The sequence below is a fragment of the Serratia sp. BNK-12 genome (genome assembly GCF_047456085.1).
Lineage (GTDB): Bacteria > Pseudomonadota > Gammaproteobacteria > Enterobacterales > Enterobacteriaceae > Serratia > Serratia liquefaciens.
Genome location: NZ_CP179896.1, coordinates 4,319,142 through 4,339,745 on the forward strand (window position 1 = coordinate 4,319,142; position 20,604 = coordinate 4,339,745).

General features: G+C 53.5%; 20 protein-coding genes, 4 tRNA genes and 1 other RNA gene. 6 read left to right on the forward strand and 19 right to left on the reverse strand.

All coding sequences use genetic code 11. The annotated features are described in order from the left end of the window. The first annotated feature begins 76 nt into the window (after window positions 1–76). From ACMGG1_RS20195 to ACMGG1_RS20205, 3 genes are all read left to right on the forward strand, one after another. Window positions 77–1,423 (forward strand): anaerobic C4-dicarboxylate transporter, encoded by a 1,347-nt coding sequence (locus ACMGG1_RS20195; RefSeq protein ID WP_046374471.1) that lies wholly within the window; start codon window positions 77–79, stop codon window positions 1,421–1,423. Window positions 1,424–1,660: 237 nt separating this feature from the next. Next, window positions 1,661–2,425 (forward strand): YdiY family protein, encoded by a 765-nt coding sequence (locus ACMGG1_RS20200; protein ID WP_414160975.1) that lies wholly within the window; start codon window positions 1,661–1,663, stop codon window positions 2,423–2,425. A gap of 332 nt (window positions 2,426–2,757) precedes the next feature. Beyond that, the gene (locus ACMGG1_RS20205; RefSeq protein WP_020825293.1) at window positions 2,758–2,976 is read left to right on the forward strand and encodes a DNA-binding transcriptional regulator; all 219 of its coding nucleotides are present in this window, start codon (window positions 2,758–2,760) and stop codon (window positions 2,974–2,976) included. A 159-nt stretch (window positions 2,977–3,135) separates the two neighbouring features. Here ACMGG1_RS20205 and rplS read toward each other — a convergent pair whose 3' ends face one another. The 5 genes from rplS to ffh form a co-directional block, all read right to left on the reverse strand. After that, entirely contained in the window at window positions 3,136–3,492 is a 357-nt protein-coding gene (gene rplS, locus ACMGG1_RS20210) for a 50S ribosomal protein L19 (RefSeq protein ID WP_004950372.1), read from the reverse strand. A gap of 54 nt (window positions 3,493–3,546) precedes the next feature. Continuing rightward, complete coding sequence (trmD, locus tag ACMGG1_RS20215; protein WP_020825292.1) at window positions 3,547–4,314, reverse strand: tRNA (guanosine(37)-N1)-methyltransferase TrmD; 768 nt, start codon at window positions 4,312–4,314, stop codon at window positions 3,547–3,549. A 52-nt stretch (window positions 4,315–4,366) separates the two neighbouring features. After that, window positions 4,367–4,915 (reverse strand): ribosome maturation factor RimM, encoded by a 549-nt coding sequence (gene rimM / locus ACMGG1_RS20220; RefSeq protein ID WP_020825291.1) that lies wholly within the window; start codon window positions 4,913–4,915, stop codon window positions 4,367–4,369. Window positions 4,916–4,933: 18 nt separating this feature from the next. After that, on the reverse strand, window positions 4,934–5,182 hold the full coding sequence (gene rpsP / locus ACMGG1_RS20225) for a 30S ribosomal protein S16 (protein WP_004932501.1): 249 nt from the start codon (window positions 5,180–5,182) through the stop codon (window positions 4,934–4,936). Window positions 5,183–5,397: 215 nt separating this feature from the next. Beyond that, the gene (gene ffh, locus ACMGG1_RS20230; protein ID WP_020825290.1) at window positions 5,398–6,759 is read right to left on the reverse strand and encodes a signal recognition particle protein; all 1,362 of its coding nucleotides are present in this window, start codon (window positions 6,757–6,759) and stop codon (window positions 5,398–5,400) included. 169 nt (window positions 6,760–6,928) lie between these two features. Here ffh and ACMGG1_RS20235 point away from each other — a divergent pair, with 169 nt between their 5' ends. After that, a complete protein-coding gene (locus tag ACMGG1_RS20235; protein ID WP_020825289.1) occupies window positions 6,929–7,720 on the forward strand; it encodes an inner membrane protein YpjD in 792 nt (263 codons plus the stop codon). A 40-nt stretch (window positions 7,721–7,760) separates the two neighbouring features. Continuing rightward, the gene (locus ACMGG1_RS20240) at window positions 7,761–9,050 is read left to right on the forward strand and encodes an HlyC/CorC family transporter (RefSeq protein WP_046374472.1); all 1,290 of its coding nucleotides are present in this window, start codon (window positions 7,761–7,763) and stop codon (window positions 9,048–9,050) included. Window positions 9,051–9,122: 72 nt separating this feature from the next. On the opposite strand, the gene luxS is transcribed toward ACMGG1_RS20240, so the two are convergent. From luxS to pncC, 14 genes are all read right to left on the reverse strand, one after another. Continuing rightward, window positions 9,123–9,638, reverse strand: coding sequence for an S-ribosylhomocysteine lyase (gene luxS, locus ACMGG1_RS20245; protein WP_020825287.1), 516 nt, complete (start codon window positions 9,636–9,638; stop codon window positions 9,123–9,125). Window positions 9,639–9,803: 165 nt separating this feature from the next. Next, on the reverse strand, window positions 9,804–11,366 hold the full coding sequence (gene gshA / locus ACMGG1_RS20250; RefSeq protein ID WP_041414227.1) for a glutamate--cysteine ligase: 1,563 nt from the start codon (window positions 11,364–11,366) through the stop codon (window positions 9,804–9,806). Between the two features lie 82 nt (window positions 11,367–11,448). Further along, window positions 11,449–11,877 carry a YqaA family protein gene (locus tag ACMGG1_RS20255; protein ID WP_041414225.1) on the reverse strand — a complete coding sequence of 143 codons (429 nt, stop codon included), beginning with the start codon at window positions 11,875–11,877 and terminating at the stop codon, window positions 11,449–11,451. Continuing rightward, on the reverse strand, window positions 11,874–12,440 hold the full coding sequence (gene yqaB, locus ACMGG1_RS20260; protein WP_020825284.1) for a fructose-1-phosphate/6-phosphogluconate phosphatase: 567 nt from the start codon (window positions 12,438–12,440) through the stop codon (window positions 11,874–11,876). Before yqaB ends, ACMGG1_RS20255 begins: the two co-directional genes overlap by 4 nt. Before the next feature lie 172 nt (window positions 12,441–12,612). Beyond that, a non-coding RNA gene (locus ACMGG1_RS20265) (RtT sRNA) lies at window positions 12,613–12,732 on the reverse strand. Between the two features lie 29 nt (window positions 12,733–12,761). Further along, window positions 12,762–12,838 (reverse strand) — tRNA-Arg (locus ACMGG1_RS20270). Between the two features lie 52 nt (window positions 12,839–12,890). Continuing rightward, window positions 12,891–12,967 (reverse strand) — tRNA-Arg (locus tag ACMGG1_RS20275). 61 nt (window positions 12,968–13,028) lie between these two features. Next, window positions 13,029–13,105: transfer RNA gene (locus ACMGG1_RS20280), tRNA-Arg, on the reverse strand. 3 nt (window positions 13,106–13,108) lie between these two features. Then, window positions 13,109–13,201: transfer RNA gene (locus ACMGG1_RS20285), tRNA-Ser, on the reverse strand. A 310-nt stretch (window positions 13,202–13,511) separates the two neighbouring features. Next, window positions 13,512–13,697 carry a carbon storage regulator CsrA gene (csrA, locus tag ACMGG1_RS20290; RefSeq protein ID WP_004091602.1) on the reverse strand — a complete coding sequence of 62 codons (186 nt, stop codon included), beginning with the start codon at window positions 13,695–13,697 and terminating at the stop codon, window positions 13,512–13,514. Window positions 13,698–13,949: 252 nt separating this feature from the next. Then, on the reverse strand, window positions 13,950–16,577 hold the full coding sequence (gene alaS, locus ACMGG1_RS20295; protein WP_020825283.1) for an alanine--tRNA ligase: 2,628 nt from the start codon (window positions 16,575–16,577) through the stop codon (window positions 13,950–13,952). Between the two features lie 133 nt (window positions 16,578–16,710). Then, window positions 16,711–17,223 carry a recombination regulator RecX gene (gene recX / locus ACMGG1_RS20300; RefSeq protein WP_020825282.1) on the reverse strand — a complete coding sequence of 171 codons (513 nt, stop codon included), beginning with the start codon at window positions 17,221–17,223 and terminating at the stop codon, window positions 16,711–16,713. 64 nt (window positions 17,224–17,287) lie between these two features. Then, complete coding sequence (recA, locus tag ACMGG1_RS20305; RefSeq protein ID WP_020825281.1) at window positions 17,288–18,349, reverse strand: recombinase RecA; 1,062 nt, start codon at window positions 18,347–18,349, stop codon at window positions 17,288–17,290. A 112-nt stretch (window positions 18,350–18,461) separates the two neighbouring features. Next, the gene (pncC, locus tag ACMGG1_RS20310) at window positions 18,462–18,950 is read right to left on the reverse strand and encodes a nicotinamide-nucleotide amidase (RefSeq protein WP_020825280.1); all 489 of its coding nucleotides are present in this window, start codon (window positions 18,948–18,950) and stop codon (window positions 18,462–18,464) included. Between the two features lie 250 nt (window positions 18,951–19,200). On the opposite strand from pncC, the gene ACMGG1_RS20315 reads away from it, so the two are divergent. Continuing rightward, the gene (locus tag ACMGG1_RS20315) at window positions 19,201–20,595 is read left to right on the forward strand and encodes an MFS transporter (protein WP_198640261.1); all 1,395 of its coding nucleotides are present in this window, start codon (window positions 19,201–19,203) and stop codon (window positions 20,593–20,595) included. The last annotated feature ends 9 nt before the right edge of the window (window positions 20,596–20,604 follow it).

Below are 20,604 nucleotides of genomic sequence, written 5' to 3' on the forward strand. Positions count from 1 at the left end.
GTAGACAGAGCCCGTGTCACCTGCATTGAGAATGTATGAGCGTTAGCTGCTTTTCATTTCTTGACAAGGGACTATCATGATCACTTTGCAGTTCTTAATTATTATAATCTGCTTATTAGTCGGCACTCGGTTTGGCGGTATGGGGCTGGGCCTAATAAGCGGTATTGGTTTATTCCTCTTATGTTTTATATTCGGGTTGGAACCAGGTAAACCTCCCGTTGAGGTTATGCTGACTATTCTTGCAGTAATCGGTTGTGCTTCAGTGTTGCAAACTGCCGGCGGTTTGAACGTGATGATGCAATATGCAGAGCGACTGCTGCGCCGCCACCCACAGCACATCACGCTGCTTGCCCCTTTCACCACCTGGACTCTGACGTTCCTGTGCGGCACAGGGCATGTGGTGTACACCATGTTCCCGATCATTTCCGATATCGCCATCAAAAAAGGGATCCGCCCAGAACGCCCAATGGCCGTGGCTTCCGTCGCCTCGCAAATGGCCATCACAGCTTCGCCGGTTTCCGTGGCCGTTGTGTCCCTGGTTTCAATCATTGCCGCAGGACATGGGATTGGCAAAGCTTACACGCTGGTAGAAATCCTTGCCGTCTCGATCCCGGCTTCATTAGTCGGGGTGCTAATGGCGGCCTTATGGAGCCTGCACCGCGGTAAAGATCTGGATAAGGACGCTGAATTCCAGGAAAAAATCAAAGATCCAGAACAACGGGCCTATATTTTTGGCAGCACCGAAACACTGCTCAATCAGAGATTCCCCAAGCAGGCTTACTGGTCCACAGCGATCTTCTTTGCGGCTATCGCCATCGTCGTACTCTTGGGGGCTTTTGCTGATTTACGCCCTTCCTTTGCCAATGCCAAAGGGGTACTGAAACCGCTGTCTATGAATCTGGTGATCCAGATGATGATGCTGATCGCCGGTGCCGTTATTCTGATGGGCTGCAAAGTCAAACCCGGCGATATTGCCAATGGTGCGGTTTTCAAAGCCGGCATGGTCGCTATTTTTTCCGTATTCGGCGTGGCGTGGATGAGTGATACCTTCTTCCAGGCACATATGGGAGAGTTAAAACTCCTGCTTGAAGACGTGGTAAAAAGTCAGCCGTGGACTTACGCGATCGTTCTGTTCCTGGTTTCCAAGCTGGTCAACAGCCAGGCAGCTGCGCTCACCGCCATTGCCCCAATGGCGCTGCAGTTGGGCGTCGACCCCAAAATGCTGCTGGCTTTCTTCCCGGCCGCGTACGGTTACTTCGTCTTGCCCACTTATCCAAGCGATTTGGCCTGCATCGGTTTTGACCGTTCTGGAACAACGCGCATCGGCAAATTTATCATCAACCACAGCTTTATTATTCCTGGCCTGATCGGCGTGCTGTGTTCCTGTATCACCGGATATCTTCTGGTCACCACCTTCCTGTAATCATTTCCCCAACGGCAACGGTATTCCCCGTTGCCGCCCACACCATTGACCACATAAATAATAATGGCAATCAGTATTTTATGCCGTTAACAGGGTTAAAAGTCAGTAGAAGAAAAGTGAATAAGTGAGGACGATAAATTAAAAACTTAAGCTAATAGTCGCTATTTTGGTCGCAATGGCGAACCGATATAATGTGACCGAAATCACTTATAACCACTCTTAACAACTGGATCAAAAATGCTCTCTTTACGCGCTCGCCGCGCTATTCCGCTGTTCATTAGCTGCTTAACGACTTTCACCAGTGTTTCAGCCCTTGCCGACAATACGCTTTTCACCGCGATGGACGATCCGGCCACCGCCAAAAAACCGTTTGAAGGCAACGTCCAGGCCGGTTACAACTCGCAGTCAGGCAACTCACAAAGCTCTACCCTGTTGGCCAATACCAGCATGACCTGGTTCAACAGCGATGCCGCTTATAGCCTGTGGGGTGCGGCCAACAACACCACATCCTCCAACGTGCGCTCGTCAGAAAAGTATCAGGCCGGCGGCCGTACCCGTTATAACCTGTCCGGTCGTAACTACCTGTTCGGTCAGGCGAGCTGGCTGAGCGATCGCTTCAACGGTTATGATTCCCGCTCGACGCTGACCGGCGGTTATGGTCGCCAAATCCTCAATGGGCCGCTTAGCGATCTGCGAGTTGAATTCGGTCCGGGCGTGCGTCACGACGAATACCATGGCGGTGGGCGTTCCACCAAAGCGCTGGCTTACGGTGCGGCCAACTATTCGTACCAATTGACCGACAATACCAAGTTCTCTGAAGGCGTTTCCGCGCTGGCGAACGAAGAAACCACGCTGAACTCCGAAACCGCACTCAGCGTCGCCATTAACGAAAAGTTCGCGTTGCGTCTGGCTTACACCGTGACTTACAACAGCAAGCCTCCAGCCTCTGCGCCAAAGAATACCGACACCACCACTTCTATCAGCCTGGTGTACGGTTTGTAATCCTTCTTACTTCTGCACCTGTTATACGACTAAGCCCATCATTGATGGGCTTTTTTTATGCCTGAAAATCAAATTTAGACATTTTGCTAAAAACATAACGTTTACTATTGACGAGTTTAGCAAATAGCTTAATACTGTATGTATACACAGTATTAATTGAATGGGTGCAGAGCATGAGAAAACTCAATCATCGCGGTTGAAGCCGTTACTACCATCAGGAGTGTCCGTTAATAAGCTGGGGTGTAACTCCCACCTAATTAGGCAGGCTGCTGATTTTGATTGTGGCTTAATGCCCAACCCGTTTTCACTTAAAATATTGCAAGGGGGTTTTTATGATGCACTGTCCACTCTGCGGTAGCGTGGCCCATACTCGCTCCAGCCGTTATCTGAGCGAAGCGACCAAAGAGCGCTATCACCAATGCCAAAACATTAACTGCAGCTGTACCTTTGCCACGCACGAGTCTGTCGCTCGCGTGATTGTAAAGCCTGGCGATATCGTTCCTGCACAGCCACATCCGGAAAAAAGCAAACAGCGCGCCGCGGCGCTGTAATGCAAAGAGCCTGCAAACGCAGGCTTTTTTATGCCTGTAAAAACGGGCGTCCTGGGAGCATTTTCGCATCTTGCAGATGCAATCCCCGATCTGCAGGCATAAAAAAAGGGGTTGGCACAGTGCCAACCCCTTCATAGCTATTAACTTTTGGATGCAGCGTTAGCCGACGCGGTTCAGACGCTCTTTGATACGAGCAGACTTACCAGTACGCTCACGCAGATAGTACAGTTTGGCTTTACGAACGGCACCACGACGTTTAACAGTAATGCTGTCGATTACTGGGGAGTGAGTCTGGAATACACGCTCAACACCTTCGCCGTTGGAAATCTTACGAACAGTGAATGCAGAGTGCAGACCGCGGTTACGGATAGCGATAACCACGCCCTCGAATGCCTGCAGACGTTTTTTGCTACCTTCAACGACCCATACCTTAACTTCCACGGAATCACCCGGACGGAATGCAGGTACGTCTTGCTTCATCTGCTCTTGTTCAATTTGCTTAATAATGTTGCTCATAATATGTCTCTTACCCTAGGTAAACTGATATATCGGTCCCGTCGAGCCAGTTGCTCAGACGTTCCCTTCATAGTCCTGTTGCTTGGCCTGATGTTCCCGTTGGAACTCAGCCAGCAACACCGCTTGCTCGTCAGTCAGAGCTAGGCTTTCTAGAAGTTCAGGTCTTCTAAGCCAGGTACGGCCCAGCGACTGCTTTAAGCGCCAGCGACGTATCTCGGCATGGTTGCCCGACAGTAAGACTGGCGGAACCTCCATCCCTTCCAACACCTCAGGACGGGTATAGTGCGGGCAGTCCAGCAATCCATCGACAAAAGAATCTTCTTCTGCTGAGGCCTGATGGCCCAGCACACCCGGTATAAAACGGGCGACTGAATCAATCAGGGTCATTGCCGGCAGTTCCCCGCCGCTGAGTACGTAATCACCGATTGACCATTCTTCATCAATTTCGGTTTGGATTACGCGCTCGTCTACCCCTTCATAACGACCGCACACCAGAATCATCTTCTGATTGGTCGCCAGTTCGCATACGCCGGTTTGATCCAGCTTACGCCCCTGAGGTGACAGATAAATCACCTTTGCTCCCTCGCCTGCCGCTGCTTTTGCTGCATGAATGGCTTCCCGCAAGGGTTGCACCATCATCAACATTCCCGGGCCGCCGCCATAAGGGCGATCGTCCACGGTACGATGCCGGTCGTAGGTGAAGTCACGCGGACTCCAACACTGCACGCTCAGCAGGCCATTTTTTACTGCCCGGCCAGTCACCCCGTAATCGGTGATTGCGCGGAACATCTCAGGAAACAGGCTTACAATACCAATGAACACAAGCCAATCCCCATACTGTCATTCCACTTGTTTCGACCGTTTGATTCGGAGGTCAAAAACCAGGATCCCAATCTGCTTCAATCACGCGAGCAGTGAGATCGACTTTCTTGATAACCTGCCCATGAAGAAACGGGACCAACCGCTCCTTCATGCCGAACGCATCTTTCAGGTTAGCTTTCACTACCATCACGTCGTTTGAACCGGTTTCCATCATATCGACGACTTTACCCAGTTCGTAACCGGTGGTCGTGACTACCTGGCAGCCCATAAGGTCTTTCCAGTAGTAATCATCACCCACCAACGGAGGAAGTTGTTCCGAATCCACCTGAATTTCGCAATTGGTCAGTAGATTCGCAGCATCCCGATCATCAACGCCTTTGACTTTGATGATCAGATCCTGACTGTGGCGCTTCCAGTCTTCCAACTCGACAAGCTGCCATTGACCCGCCCGCTGGATAAACCACGGCTGATAGTCAAAAATGCTTTCGGCGTTCTCGGTGGATGAAAATACTCTGAGCCAACCACGAATGCCGTAAGTAGACCCCATTTTACCGAGTACAATCGGCTGCTTAGGTGCTACCGGTTTGAGTTGCTTGCTCATTGCCACCACCGCGACAGATTAAGCTGCTTTCTTAGCGTCTTTGATCAGCGCGTGAACGCGATCAGAAACGGTTGCACCCAGACCGACCCAATGTTCGATGCGGTCCAGGTCCAGACGCAGTGCTTCAGCCTGACCAGATGCGATCGGGTTGAAGAAGCCTACGCGCTCGATGAAACGACCATCACGAGCATTGCGGCTGTCGGTCACTACTACTTGATAGAACGGACGCTTTTTAGCGCCGCCACGTGCCAAACGAATTGTTACCATAACATCCTCTTTAGTTAATAAAACAGCCGGGCCCCATTGAGGGAACGGAGCCGGTTGCAATATAAAAAGCCCGAAAATTTTACTCATTTTGGCGCAAAAAGCAATCTAAAGCGTAGATCAGCGTCAACTACTTTTTGCAGCCGGTAATATTCCGGGCGGTTTTTGCCGCGAACGGCAAATGCTTAAACACGCTCACCCCAAGGGGCACGCGCCTGTCAGCGGCCTGGGAAGCCCGGCGGCATCATACCTTTCATGCCGCGCATCATCTTCGCCATTCCGCCTTTCTTCATCTTTTTCATCATGCGCTGCATTTCGTCGAACTGCTTCAACAAGCGGTTAACGTCCTGCACCTGCATACCGGACCCCATCGCAATGCGGCGCTTACGCGAGCCTTTGATGATTTCCGGTTTGGCGCGCTCTTTCAGCGTCATCGAGTTGATGATTGCTTCCATTCGCACCAGAACCTTGTCGTCCATTTGCGATTTCACATTGTCCGGCAGTTGGCCGGCACCAGGCAGTTTGCTCAGCATGCTGGCCATACCGCCCATGTTACGCATCTGCTTCAGCTGTTCCAGGAAGTCGGTCAGATCGAAACCGTCACCTTTCTTCAGCTTGTTAGCCAGTTTCTCCGCCTGCTCGCGGTCAACTTTGCTTTCGATATCTTCGATCAGCGACAGCACATCGCCCATGCCCAGAATGCGTGATGCCACGCGGTCCGGATGGAAGGGCTCCAGCGCTTCGGTCTTCTCGCCCACGCCGAGGAACTTGATCGGCTTGCCCGTGATGTGACGGATAGACAACGCGGCACCGCCACGCGCATCACCGTCGACCTTGGTCAGTACCACACCGGTCAGCGGTAATGCTTCATTAAAGGCCTTGGCCGTGTTGGCAGCATCCTGGCCGGTCATGGCGTCAACCACAAACAGGGTTTCCACCGGCTTGATCGCCGCGTGCACCTGCTTGATTTCGTCCATCATCGCTTCGTCAACGTGCAAACGGCCGGCGGTATCGACGATCAGTACGTCGTAGAACTTCAGCTTGGCCTGTTGCAGCGCACGGTTAACGATGTCGATCGGTTTTTCTTTGACATCAGACGGGAAGAAGTCGATGCCGACGCTTTCCGCCAGGGTTTCCAGCTGTTTGATCGCCGCTGGGCGATAAACGTCGGCGGAAACCACCAGGACTTTTTTCTTCTGTTTTTCTTTCAGGAATTTACCAAGCTTGGCGACGCTGGTAGTTTTACCGGCGCCCTGCAGGCCCGCCATCAGCACCACTGCTGGCGGTTGCGCCGCCAGGTTCAGCTCGGTGTTCACTTCGCCCATCGCGGCAATCAGCTCGCTCTTGACGATCTTGACGAACTCTTGCCCCGGCGTCAGGCTTTTGTTGACTTCATGACCTACCGCGCTCTCTTTCACGCGGTTGATAAAGTCCCGCACGACCGGTAACGCAACGTCCGCTTCCAGCAATGCCATGCGCACTTCACGCAGGGTTTCCTTGATATTTTCTTCGGTCAGCCGCCCACGGCCGCTGATATTGCGCAGGGTGCGCGACAAACGATCGGTTAAATTTTCAAACATCGTCTCATGCTCAACGTGTAATGACAGGCCGCTCTGGCGACATAATTGCGGCGATTATAACACGAAGCGTAGAGGATCTCTGCCTCAGCGTTGGAGATCGGTTGGAGTGGGACGCGCTCGACGCTATACTGACAATCCAATTCACCACGTCGAAGCAAAATTAAACGCTATGCCAGTTTTCTCCATTGTGGCTTTGATCGCCTACCTGCTCAGCCTTGGACTGATTATTCCCAGCTTGTTGCGGAAGAACAGCGCATACCGTCGGCTTGCTCTCGTCTCGGCGGTGGTGGCGCTAATTTGCCACGCCATCGCACTTCAGCAGCGTATCTTTGACGTCAGCGCCGGGCAAAATCTCAGCTTGCTGAACATAGGTTCGATAGTCAGCCTGATCATTTGCTCGGTCATGACCTTCGTGGCTTCGCGCGATCGCGGCTGGTTCCTGCTGCCTATCGTTTACAGCTTCGCGATGATCAACCTGGCCTTCGCCAGCTTTATGCCGGGTGAATTTATTACGCATCTGGAAGCCAGCCCGGAACTGATGGTGCATATCGGCCTGGCGCTGTTCTCCTACGCTACGCTGATCATTGCCGCGCTGTATGCGCTGCAACTGGCCTGGCTGGATTACCTGCTGAAAAACAAAAAGCTGTCTTTCAGCGCCGATATGCCGCCGTTGATGAGCATCGAACGCAAGATGTTCCACATCACCCAGATAGGCGTCGTGTTGCTCACGCTCACGTTGTGCACCGGGCTGCTTTATATGGATAACCTGTTCAGCAAAGAGAACGTGCACAAAGCCGTGCTGTCTATCATGGCGTGGTTTGTGTATATCGTCTTGCTATGGGGCCATTATCACGAAGGCTGGCGCGGTCGCCGCGTCGTTTGGTTCAGCTTTGCCGGTGCCTTCCTACTCACGCTGGCCTACTTTGGCAGCCGTCTGATTCAGCAAGTGATGGTTCGCTAAGCTCTCAGGCACTCTTTCTCCATACATAAGGAATACCGCGTTGGAGCACGTTTCGACAGGGACCCTGATCATTATCCTGGTGGTCATGATTGTGGTTTCCGCTTACTTCTCAGCATCCGAAACCGGCATGATGACGCTGAACCGCTATCGTCTGCGTCATCTCTCCAAACAGGGCAACCGTTCCGCCCGCCGGGTCGAAAAGCTGCTGCAAAAACCGGATCGCCTCATAGGCCTGGTGCTGATTGGCAATAACCTGGTCAACATTCTGGCTTCGGCGCTGGCCACCATTGTCGGCATGCGCCTGTATGGCGATTTGGGCGTTGCCATCGCCACCGGCGTACTGACCTTCGCCGTGCTGCTGTTCGCCGAAGTGCTGCCAAAAACCTTTGCCGCCCTGTATCCGGAACGCATCGCATTCCCCAGCAGCTTCTTGCTGGCACCGCTGCAAAAGGTGATGTTCCCACTGGTGTGGCTGCTCAATGGCATCACCACGCTGATTTTACGGCTGTTCGGCATTCGCACCAATGTGCGGATCAGCGACGCAGTCAGCAAGGACGAGCTGCGCACCATTGTGAAGGAATCGCACTCGCAGATTTCTCGTCGCAATCAGGACATGCTGATCTCGGTGTTGGATCTGGAGAAGGTGACGGTCGATGACATTATGGTGCCACGCAATGAGATTGTCGGCATCGATGTCAACGACGACTGGAAGTCGATCATGCGTCAGCTTACTCACTCCCCGCACGGCCGCATCGTGCTTTACCGCACCTCGCTGGATGATGCCATCGGCATGCTGCGGGTACGTGAAGCCTACCGCCTGATGACCGAGAAGAAAGAGTTCAACAAAGAGAACCTGCTGCGCGCAGCCGACGAAATTTATTATGTGCCCGAAGGCACACCGCTGAACGTCCAGTTGGTGAAGTTCCAGCGCAACAAAGAGAAAGTCGGCATCGTGGTCGATGAATACGGCGACATTCAGGGGCTGGTGACGGTCGAGGATATCCTGGAGGAGATCGTCGGCGATTTCACCACGTCCATGTCGCCAACGCTGGCAGAAGAGGTTAATCCGCAAAGTGACGGCTCCGTGCTGATAGACGGTACAGCCAACGTGCGCGAGTTAAACAAGGCATTCAACTGGACGTTGCCGGCCACAGATGCGCGTACCATCAACGGCATGCTTTTGGAAGAACTGGAAGAGATCCCGGAGGTCGGCACCCGTGTTCGCATCGGCCATTACGACATCAGCATCCTCGACGTGCAGGACAATATGATCAAACAGGTGCGGGTCACGCCGATCAAGTCGCTGCAGTCCAGCGTTCAGCAACGCTGACCAGCCGCCAGAAAGGAAAAAAGACGCGAATATCGCGTCTTTTTTTATCGCTGTAGCCCGATGGATGGCGAACTAGATGTGCAGTTCCTGCAGCTTCTCTTTCGGCAGCGCCAGCTCTTCGTTGTGGTTCACTACGACGTCATGGTCAAGAATGTGCTTCGCGATTTCCTGCGCTTCTTCCAGCGAGTGCATATGGTAAGTCCCGCACTGGAATTCGTTCAACTCAGGAATTTTACGCTGGTCAGTCACTTTCAGCACGTCGGCCATCGCCGCTTTCCACGCATCGGCAACACGCTGCTCTTCCGGCACGCCAATCAGGCTCATGTAGAAACCGGTACGGCACCCCATTGGGGAGATATCGATAATCTCGACGCCCTGACCATTCAGGTGGTCACGCATAAAGCCGGCAAACAGGTGTTCCAGCGTATGAATGCCGCGCTCTGGCATCACTTCCAGGTTCGGCCGGCAGAAGCGCAGATCGAACACGGTGATGGTATCGCCATGAGGAGTTTTCATGGTTTTCGCGACGCGGACAGCCGGGGCTGCCATGCGGGTATGGTCTACGGTGAAGCTATCCAGCAGTGGCATTTCGTTACCTCCTCGTAAAAGAGTATTTATTTCGAAACTTTTTTATCTAACCAGGAAACCTTTTCCAACCCAGCGAGTCTGAGTATGTGAAAGACGCGCATTTGTTATCATCATCCCTGTCATCAGAGATGCATATTTGGCCACATTGATGTGGCCTTTTCTTTTTTAGCCCCCGCCGTGTTGCTTCAGGAACTCTTCAAAGCTTAGCGTATCACTGGCTTCTATGTTGCGTTGACGCTGCCACGAGGCTTTCTGCTCTTGTGCCAACTCAGCCTCCGTCAAAATCTCTAACGGCTCTTCCGTCAGCATCTGACGATACTGCTCGGCCAGCTGCAGGCCCACACGCCCCGTCCCCTCTTCCTTCATCGCCTTCAGGATACGAGCGGAAAACGTCAAATCAGGATCGTCAAACGCCGCGACCAGTTCGTCACACACCTGCTGATACTGGCGATCGCCAGCTTCGCTATCCAACACTTCAGCCACGCGACGCAGATCGTCAAACAGTGCTTTACCTACTTTTGCCAGCGGTTCACGGCTGTCATCACACCCGATGCCGATGGTTTGGCCCGGCTTACGCCCTTCCAGGATCACCCGATTCCAGTTCTTGCGCGTACACAGCAATTCATCGCTGCTCATCTCTGGCGCATCGGCCAGCACGCACCACACCAGGAACAGGTCCAGGAAACGCGCCTGAACCGCATCCACGCCGATAGGCGAGAATGGGTTGATGTCCAGCGAGCGAACTTCAATGTATTCGATACCGCCGCGCAAAAGCGCATCTGACGGCGTCTCGCCACTTTTGGTCACACGCTTCGGCCGGATTGGCGCATAGAGTTCGTTTTCGATCTGAAGCACGTTACTGTTCAGTTGCAGATAACGATCGCCATCCTTCACGCCCAGTTTGGCAAACTCTTCGGAAGGCGTGGCAATTGCTCGCTTCAGGCCTTCGACATAGCTTTGTAGATCGTTGAAGGTGATACCCAAATTGCTCTGAGATTTATTGGTGTAGCCCAGGTCACTCAACCGCAGCGAGGTGGCATACGGCAGATAACACATGCCCTGCTCGGTTCGCTCAAACGGCAACGAGGTTTCACGCCCTTTCAGGAACGAGGAACAGATTGCCGGCGATGCACCGAACAGATACGGGATCACCCAGCCAAAACGGTAATAGTTACGGATCAGGCGGAAATAGCCCGCAGAAATCTGCTCTTTACCGCTTTCGGCATCTTTGACGCCAGCCCATGCCTGCCAGAACTCCAGCGGCAATGAGAAATTGTAGTGCACGCCAGAAATGGTCTGCATCAGCGCACCGTAGCGGTTCTTCAACCCTTCACGGTACAGCGTTTTCATGCGGCCAATGTTCGACGAACCGAACTGTGCCAGCTCAATGTCCTGCTCGGCTTCAATAAAGCACGGCATGCTGAGTGGCCACATACGCTCATCACCCAGATTGCGCGCTACGTAACGGTGAATATCACGCAAGAACGTCAGCATGTGATCGAGGTTATCGTCAACCGGCGTAATAAACTCTAACAGCGCCTCAGCAAAGTCTGTGGTTATCCAGTGGTGCGTTAATGCCGCCCCCAGTTTCTCCGGATGTCCGGTTGTTGCCAGCGTTCCGTTTTCGGTGACACGCAGCGTTTCACGCTCAATGCCGCGACGGATGCCTTTTAATGCATGGGGATGGGCTTCCAACCAAGAAAGCGCCTGGGATACGTCCGGGATCAAATTGACCTCCCGCTTCTAAAAACAATAACTCGTAAGCATACTGAATCTGCACCCGAGAGAATATTGAGTTATATTCACGTCGTTAATGCCACCAGGCCATTCCCTGTAACGTTATCATAGTCAAAATGATGTAACGCAGCGCCTTTCCGATACACAGAAACAGCGCGACAGGGCCCCAGGGCATGCGCAGCCAGCCTGCCAACACGCACAACAAATCGCCCACTACCGGTACCCAACTGAGCAACAGCGCAGCCGGGCCAAAGCGTTGCATCCACCCGAGCGCTGTATCCAGCCCTCGCTGCGGTTTCAACGCCGGTAACAGACGCCCGATAATGACATTGGTCAGCCCGCCAAGGGTATTACCCAACGTCGCGGCCAACACCAGCAACTCTGGTGAGACACGGCTGTTGGTCAGCAAGGCAACCAAAACAATTTCTGAATTTCCCGGCAGCAACGTCGCACTGAGAAAGCTGCTACCGAATAACGACATGACGGCCAGCGTACTACTCACAGCGTACGGACGTCTACCACGGCCATATTGGCGCTTTTCGCTGCCTGAATACCGAAGTCTGCGTCTTCAAACACCACGCATTTCTCCGGCGGCACACCTATCAGTTCGGCGCAGCGCAGGAAGGTATCCGGTTCCGGCTTGTGGCGTTGCACGTCATCGGCACCCACAATCGCATCGAAGCAGTGGAACAGGCCCAGATGGCGCAGCAGGGTTTCTGCCATGCGATGCTCACTGCCGGTGCCCACCGCCATTGGACGGCGACCATGATAAGCTTTGACCACCTCGATTAACGGCAATGGACGCACGCTGTCCAACAGCATCGCTTCGACCGCGCGGGTTTTCTCTGCAGCCAACTGATGGGGATCGAGATCGGCTTGATGACTGGCAAGGATCGCCTGGGCAATGCGCCAGGTCGGAGAACCGCTCAATGCCACCATCGCCGCCTCATCAAACGTCATACCGTAACGGGACAGCACCTCGTGCCACGCCTTGCGATGCGTCGGCTCGGTATCGAGAATGGTGCCGTCCATGTCGAAAATAAGACCCTGATAGCGGTCGTACATCGTTACTCCATGATCGTTGAGGAAAGAAAACTACTTTAGCGTAAAGCCGGAAGGTTGTCGCTGATCGCGTAATAGCGGAATGTGCTGTGCGTGAGAGTGAAGGACCGGGGGTTCAATAATCTATGTTCGGGGCCAGAAAGCGAAAAACCCGCCGAAGCGGGTTTTTCTTAGATGGTGCATCCAGGAGGATGATTCGGCTGCGCCTCTCCCTGCGGGCCGTTGCTGAAGCAACGTTGTCTCGCTACGCTCGGCTCGAACCTCCAACCGCTCTCCTCGCGGTCGGAAAAGCGAAAAACCCGCCGAAGCGGGTTTTTCTTTAGATGGTGCATCCAGGAGGATTCGAACCTCCGACCGCTCGGTTCGTAGCCGAGTACTCTATCCAGCTGAGCTATGGATGCATTACTAATTTTTTGGTTTGTCTGCTTGAAGAAACAAGTTCGACAGAAAGAATGGTGCATCCAGGAGGATTCGAACCTCCGACCGCTCGGTTCGTAGCCGAGTACTCTATCCAGCTGAGCTATGGATGCACAGGAATTCTTTTTTGATACCGTATGGTACGTTGTTACTACCCCACCATACTGCAAAATATGGTGCATCCAGGAGGATTCGAACCTCCGACCGCTCGGTTCGTAGCCGAGTACTCTATCCAGCTGAGCTATGGATGCAAATGGCGGTGAGGCGGGGATTCGAACCCCGGATGCAGCTTTTGACCGCATACTCCCTTAGCAGGGGAGCGCCTTCAGCCTCTCGGCCACCTCACCATACGCTTCTTTCGAATTGTGCCTAACTTGCTTTGGAGAAGCTCATCGGCACTGCGTGGCGCACATATTACTTTCTCCGACTTTTAAGTCAAACAATTTTTCCCAACTCATGCGCGTTTGCACAATTCACACTCAACATGGGCGATTTCACGGCAAAAAGAGTGTTTTATCAACAGGCAACCATAGCGAAATAGCAAACAAAGTCAGGGAGGCAGCAAAAAGATTTAATCGGAGAAGTCAGGAAAGGAACGATGATAGGCACAAAAAAGCGCAGTAGCGTCTCGCTGAGCAACGAGACGCTGCTTCGAAATCAGTAAGTCGTCTGTTGAGACTTCTCTGCCTGAATGCGCTGATAGATTTCTTCGCGGTGAACTGACACCTCTTTGGGGGCATTCACACCAATACGAACCTGGTTGCCCTTGACCCCTAGCACTGTGACCGTGACCTCATCGCCAATCATGAGGGTTTCACCAACTCGACGAGTCAGAATTAACATTCTTTGCTCCTTGAAAGATTAAAAGAGTCGGGTCTCTCAGTTTCCCCGTCATTATCCATCATATGCTGTGAAAACGTAAGTCATGTAACCCACAATAAGTGTAAGCAGACTTGGTCTCACCTCAGATAATGATAAGTTTAGCCGACCTGAAAAACTTTGTTCCCGTAATTGTAACCAAATTGTGTTAGCACAGTTTAAAAACGCCATAATCAACAATGAGTTATGGCGTTTGTAAGTGCTATTTATTTATATTCACAGTTTCGAGGCCACCCAGGCTTCTACGCTGTCTAGTGCCGCCGGCAGGGCACTGACGTCTGTCCCGCCTGCCTGCGCCATATCAGGGCGTCCGCCCCCTTTGCCGCCAACCTGCTGCGCCACGTTGCCGATCAACTCGCCGGCTTTAACCCGGTCGGTCAGATCTTTGGTCACGCCGGCAATCAGGCTCACCTTATCATCGGCCGTGGTAGCCAGCACGATAATTGCGGAACCCAGTTGATTTTTCAGATCATCAACCATGGTACGCAACATTTTTGGCTCGACGTTATCAAGCTTGCTGACCAACAGCGGGACGCCGTTAACCATTTTGGCCTTGCTGGATAATGAAGCGCTCTCCTGCGCCGCCTGCTGATCCTTCAACTGCTGCAGTTCTTTTTCCAACGCGCGAGTGCGATCGAGTACCGCACGCACTTTGTCCGTCAGGTTGTTGCTATCCCCTTTCACCAGGTGCGCAACGTCCTGCAACAAATCATTTTGCTGATGCAGGGTAGCAATCGCACCTTCGCCGGTGACGGCTTCAATACGACGAATACCCGCAGCGGTACCTGACTCGCTCAGAATGCGGAACAGACCGATGTCACCGGTACGGCTGGCATGGGTGCCGCCGCACAGTTCGGTCGAGAAGTCGCCCATGGTCAGTACGCGCACGTTATCGTCGTACTTCTCACCGAACAGCGCCATAGCGCCCTTCTCTTTGGCATCATCCAGCGCCATGACTTCGGTTTGGACCGGCAGGTTGCGACGTATCTGCTGGTTCACCAAGTCTTCTACAATGCGGATCTGCTCCGGCTTCATCGCTTCGAAATGCGAGAAATCGAAACGCAGGTATTTATCGTTAACCAACGATCCCTTCTGCGCCACATGCTCACCCAGCGTCTGACGCAGTGCAGCGTGCAGCAGGTGGGTAGCGGAGTGATTCAGACGGATGCGATTGCGGCGAACGGTATCGATCTGCGCATCAACGCGATCGTTCACTTTCAAGGAACCTTGAGACAGCTTGCCCTGATGACCGATGGCCTGGCCGTATTTCTGGGTATCGCTCACTTCAAAATCGGCGCCAGCGGCTTTCAGCACGCCTTTATCGCCAACCTGGCCACCGGATTCACCGTAGAACGGAGTTTCATCCAGTACCACTACGGCTTCTTCACCGGCGTGGATCTCATTGACCGACTGACCGTCGCGGAACAGCGCGATCACGGTTGATTGCTGCTGCTCGTGGTCATAGCCGCAGAACTGGCTGGCGCCATCAACGCGGATCATGCTGTTGTAGTCTGCGCCGAAACCACTGGACTCACGTGCACGACGACGCTGCGCTTCCATCGCCAGTTCAAAACCGGCTTCATCCACTTTCAGGCCACGTTCACGGCACACGTCCGCCGTCAGATCGACCGGGAAACCGTAGGTGTCGTAAAGACGGAAGGCTGTTTCGCCATCCAGGGTATCGCCCTGCAGGTTAGCCAGTTCTTCGTCCAGCAGCGTCAAACCACGCTCCAGGGTGCGAGCAAACTGATCTTCTTCAGTTTTCAGTACCTGTTCAACCAAAGACTGTTGACGCTTCAGTTCGTCAGCGGCCGGCCCCATCACTTCGATCAACGGAGCAACCAGCTTGTAGAAGAAGCTGTCTTTCGCGCCCAGCATATTGCCGTGGCGAACAGCGCGGCGAATGATGCGGCGCAGCACGTAACCACGGCCTTCGTTTGACGGCGTCACGCCATCGGACACCAGGAAAGCACAGGAGCGGATGTGGTCAGCGATAACGCGCAAAGATTTGTTATTCAAATCTGCCGCGCCTGTCACCTTGGCCACTGCAGCGATCAGCGTACTGAACAAGTCGATTTCATAGTTGGAGTTCACATGTTGCAGGACTGCCGCAATACGCTCCAGACCCATACCGGTATCTACCGAAGGTTTTGGCAGCGGCAGCATGGTGCCGTCGGATTGACGGTTGAACTGCATGAAAACGATGTTCCAGATCTCAATGTAACGATCGCCGTCTTCTTCCGGACTGCCCGGAGGACCACCCCAGATATGATCGCCATGATCGTAGAAAATCTCGGTGCACGGACCGCACGGGCCGGTATCGCCCATCTGCCAGAAGTTGTCAGAGGCAAAAGCCGCGCCTTTATTGTCGCCAATACGGATAATGCGCTCTGCCGGCACACCAATCTGCTTCTGCCAGATGTCGAAAGCTTCGTCATCGGTTTCATAGACGGTCACCCACAGCCTTTCTTTAGGCAGGTTAAACCAGTTTTCACCGGTCAACAGTTCCCAGGCGAAGCTGATAGCGTCATGTTTGAAATAGTCGCCGAAACTGAAGTTGCCCAGCATTTCGAAGAAGGTATGGTGACGTGCGGTATAACCGACGTTCTCCAGATCGTTATGCTTACCGCCTGCACGTACGCAACGTTGTGAGGTGGTGGCTCGGGAATAGGCGCGCTTGTCCAGCCCCAGGAAAACATCTTTAAATTGGTTCATGCCGGCATTGGTAAACAGCAATGTCGGATCATTGTTAGGCACCAGGGAGCTGCTTGCTACAACCTGGTGGCCCTTACTATGAAAGAAATCGAGAAACGCTTGACGGATCTCAGCGGTGCTCTTGCTCATAATTTTCCCGGAAAGGCTAGAATAACGACACGTGAGCAAGATACGCGACATCCTGACGATGGCATCTAACTCACGAACAAAAAGTGGGGATAAGATAAATTTTCTTCAAGGGGAAGTAAAACCCCGTGTGCGTTCATTGCGCAAAATCACGGTAAATTGACTGAATTTCTTCCTGGAAGAAGCCACGATAGAGCAGATAACGCTGAACTTTGGCTTTCTCTTTCCAGTCAGTTGGCAGTTTGTCGCCAAATTTACGCTGCGCAACCTGTTTAGCCTGCTCACACCAGTCGATATCACAGTCTGCCAGGGCAGTTTGCGTCAGCTCTTTGTCTACGCCCTTTTGCATCAGTTCCGAGCGGATGCGCTGCGCACCGTAACCTTTACGGCTGCGGCTACCGATATAGCTGCGGGCAAAGCGTTGATCGTCCAACCAATTATGCTGATAGCAATAGGCAATCACCTGTTCGATAACGGCAGGATCAATCGGTTCTTCGGAAGACGGAGCAGGTGTGGAGGAGGTCGGCGTTTTGGTGCCAAATCTGGCTTTCGCCATAAATGGCTGCGCCGCAAGCTTGCGGCGCAGTTCAGCTTCACTATGATCGCGTTGCGACAGCAGGCGCATGGCGCGGCTTAGCAAGTCATTCATTATTCAAGCCTGATGTAGTCGACGCCCGTAAACCCATAACGGCATGCACAGGCGTCAGCAGCGATTAAAACTCTTCGCTGGTTTCAGCTTCGTCATCGAAGCCTTCGTCAGTTGCCGCAACCAGTTCACCGTTGCTGTGCAGCAGCAGGTCACGCAGTTTCTTGTCCAACTCAGCGGCAACCGCCGGGTTTTCTTTCAGGAAGTTACAGGCATTTGCCTTACCCTGACCGATTTTATCGCCGTTGTAGCTGTACCAGGCACCGGCTTTCTCGATCATCTTGTGCTTCACGCCCAGATCGACCAGTTCGCCGCGGCTGTTGATACCTTCGCCGTACAGGATTTGGAATTCGGCCTGTTTGAACGGCGCAGCAATTTTGTTTTTGACGACTTTCACGCGGGTTTCACTGCCGACGACTTCATCGCCTTCTTTCACCGCGCCGATACGGCGGATATCCAGACGGACTGATGCGTAGAACTTCAGTGCGTTACCGCCAGTGGTGGTTTCAGGGTTACCGAACATCACACCGATTTTCATACGGATCTGGTTGATGAAGATCAGCAGGGTGTTGGCGTTTTTCAGGTTACCGGCCAGCTTACGCATCGCCTGGCTCATCATACGTGCCGCCAGACCCATGTGTGAGTCACCGATTTCACCTTCGATTTCCGCTTTCGGCGTCAAGGCCGCCACGGAGTCAACGATAATCACGTCAACCGCGCCAGAACGGGTTAAGGCATCACAGATTTCCAACGCCTGCTCACCGGTGTCCGGCTGAGAACACAGCAGGTTGTCGATATCAACACCCAGCTTCTTCGCATAAATCGGATCCAGCGCGTGCTCTGCATCGATAAAGGCACAGGTTTTACCTTCGCGCTGCGCCGCAGCGATAACCTGCAGCGTCAGGGTGGTTTTACCAGAAGATTCCGGACCATAAATTTCAACGATACGGCCCATTGGCAGGCCGCCTGCACCCAGTGCGATATCAAGTGACAGCGAGCCGGTAGAGATCGTTTCTACGTCCATAGAACGGTCTTCACCCAGACGCATGATGGAGCCTTTGCCGAACTGTTTCTCAATCTGGCCCAGTGCCGCAGCTAGCGCCTTTTGCTTGTTCTCATCAATAGCCATTGTTGCTCCTTCGTTACGCAATGTCGGTGTTACCCCACACTGCCACTGAATGTATGTTGTGCAGGAAATGTCACTAATTATACTGTATGGTCATACAGTATCAAGCCTAATTTCACAAAAATTCGTCAAGGGCGGTTTGCAGCGCGAAAATTGTCGCCTGAAGCCGCACTGCATCACGATCGCCGGAAAATTGCATCTTTTGCGCCAGCACGCGTCCTGAGGATTCGGCAAAACCAAACCAGACCGTACCCACCGGTTTTTCCACGCTGCCACCGTCCGGTCCGGCAATGCCGCTAACCGACAGCGCCAGGTTGGCCCGAGCCGCATGCAAAGCCCCCTGAGCCATCTCGCGCACCACCTCTTCGCTTACGGCGCCATGGGCATTCAGGGTCGCTTCCGCCACGCCTAGAAGCTCATGCTTCGCCGTATTGCTGTAGGTGACAAAACCACGATCGAAATAAGCGGAGCTGCCGGCAATATCGGTGATGGCCTTGGCGATAGCCCCCCCGGTGCAAGATTCTGCACAGGTGATCCACTGGCCATTAGCCTTCAGTTTTTCCCCTACTGCAACGCTGAGTTTACGCAGTTGCTGTTCACTCATAACCTCTCCTTAGCGAATCAGGTATATGCGCCCGATAGTAGCATTTATCAAGCTTATCTGACGCGGCGATGACAGAAATGCGCGACGCTTCGCAGGCGATGCGGTGTTAAGCCTTAACCCAAACTGCTAGTATCGAATGTAACGTTCGGGTTAATGAGCGACGTTTTCTCACGAGGGATCTCACAGGGTTGTTTTTGCCGCCGGCATGGCCAGCCCATGGCAAACCAGGATAAAAGATTAGGATGATAGAGTGAAAAAAACGTTAGGCGTCTTCTTTCCGTTGTATACCACCACCCTGCTGATGCTGCTGGGTTCAGGGTTACTCACCACCTACATCTCCCTGCGTTTAACGTCTATTCACGTGACCGGCGCGTTGATCGGCGCGATTATTGCCGCCAACTACATCGGTTTGGTGATCGGCGGCAAAGTCGGCCATTTTCTGATTGCTCGCGTCGGCCATATCCGCGCTTACGTTTCCTGCGCCGGCATTATTACCGCGGCGGTGCTGGGACATGGCCTGACGGAATACATCCCCGTGTGGGTGGTGCTGCGGCTGATTATCGGCCTGTGCATGATGTGTCAGTTCATGGTGCTGGAAAGCTGGCTTAACGATCAGTCGGAATCCAATCAGCGCGGGATGGTGTTCGGCTTCTATATGGCGGCTACCTATTTGGGCATGTCGTTAGGCCAGGTGGTGCTGATGCTGCAGGCCAACCTCGGTATTACCACTTTGCTGGTGATCGCCCTGTGCTTTGCGCTCTGCCTGGTGCCTATCGCCCTGACTACCCGCACCAATGCACGCCATATGTCACCGGCACCGATGGAGCTACGCTATTTTATCGGCGCCATCCCCAAGGTGCTGGCGACCACGCTGGTCATCGGCATGGTAGTGGGATCTTTCTACGGGCTGGCCCCGGTCTATGCCAGCATGCAGGCACTGACCACCCAGCAGACCGGCTTGTTTATGGCGATATCGATCTTCGCCGGGCTGGTGGCGCAATTCCCGCTTAGCTGGCTGTCGGATCGCTATAACCGTACGCTGTTGATGCGCATCAACGCCATTTTATTGATCGTAGCCGCGCTGCCGTTGGCATTGGTACCGCACATTGATTTCCCAGTGCTATTGGTGGTGGGCTTTATCGTCAGCATGCTGCAGTTCACGCTCTATCCCTTGGTGGTTGCCCTGGCAAACGATTTGATAGAGCCTGAGCGGCGCGTCTCGTTAGCCGCCTGTTTGCTGATGGCCTTCGGCGTGGGCGCCAGTGTTGGCCCCCTGGCGGTCGGCGCGCTGATAGAGCCGCTGGGGGGGAATACGCTGTATGCCTTCTTTGCACTGTGTGGTGTGCTGCTGGTGGCCTTCAGCCGGACGGTAAAACAAGACGAATCGCAGTTTGTTCAAGATGCGCCATTGCCGCACATTCCCCTGCCGGACAGCCTGACCAGTTCGCCGCTCTCTCCGGCGCTGAACCCAACCTTTGATGAACAGATTATCCATGACACCATGCCGCCACCGGAGGCGGCCCCCGATCCGATAGAGCCGCAGGCCAGCGAAGCGTCGGGCCAGGAAGAAGCGGAGCCCCCTGTTCCGCAGGGAGCCGATCCTGAGGAAGATACCGGATTGAAAAAGGCCCACTCCATGCTTTAAGCGGCCATC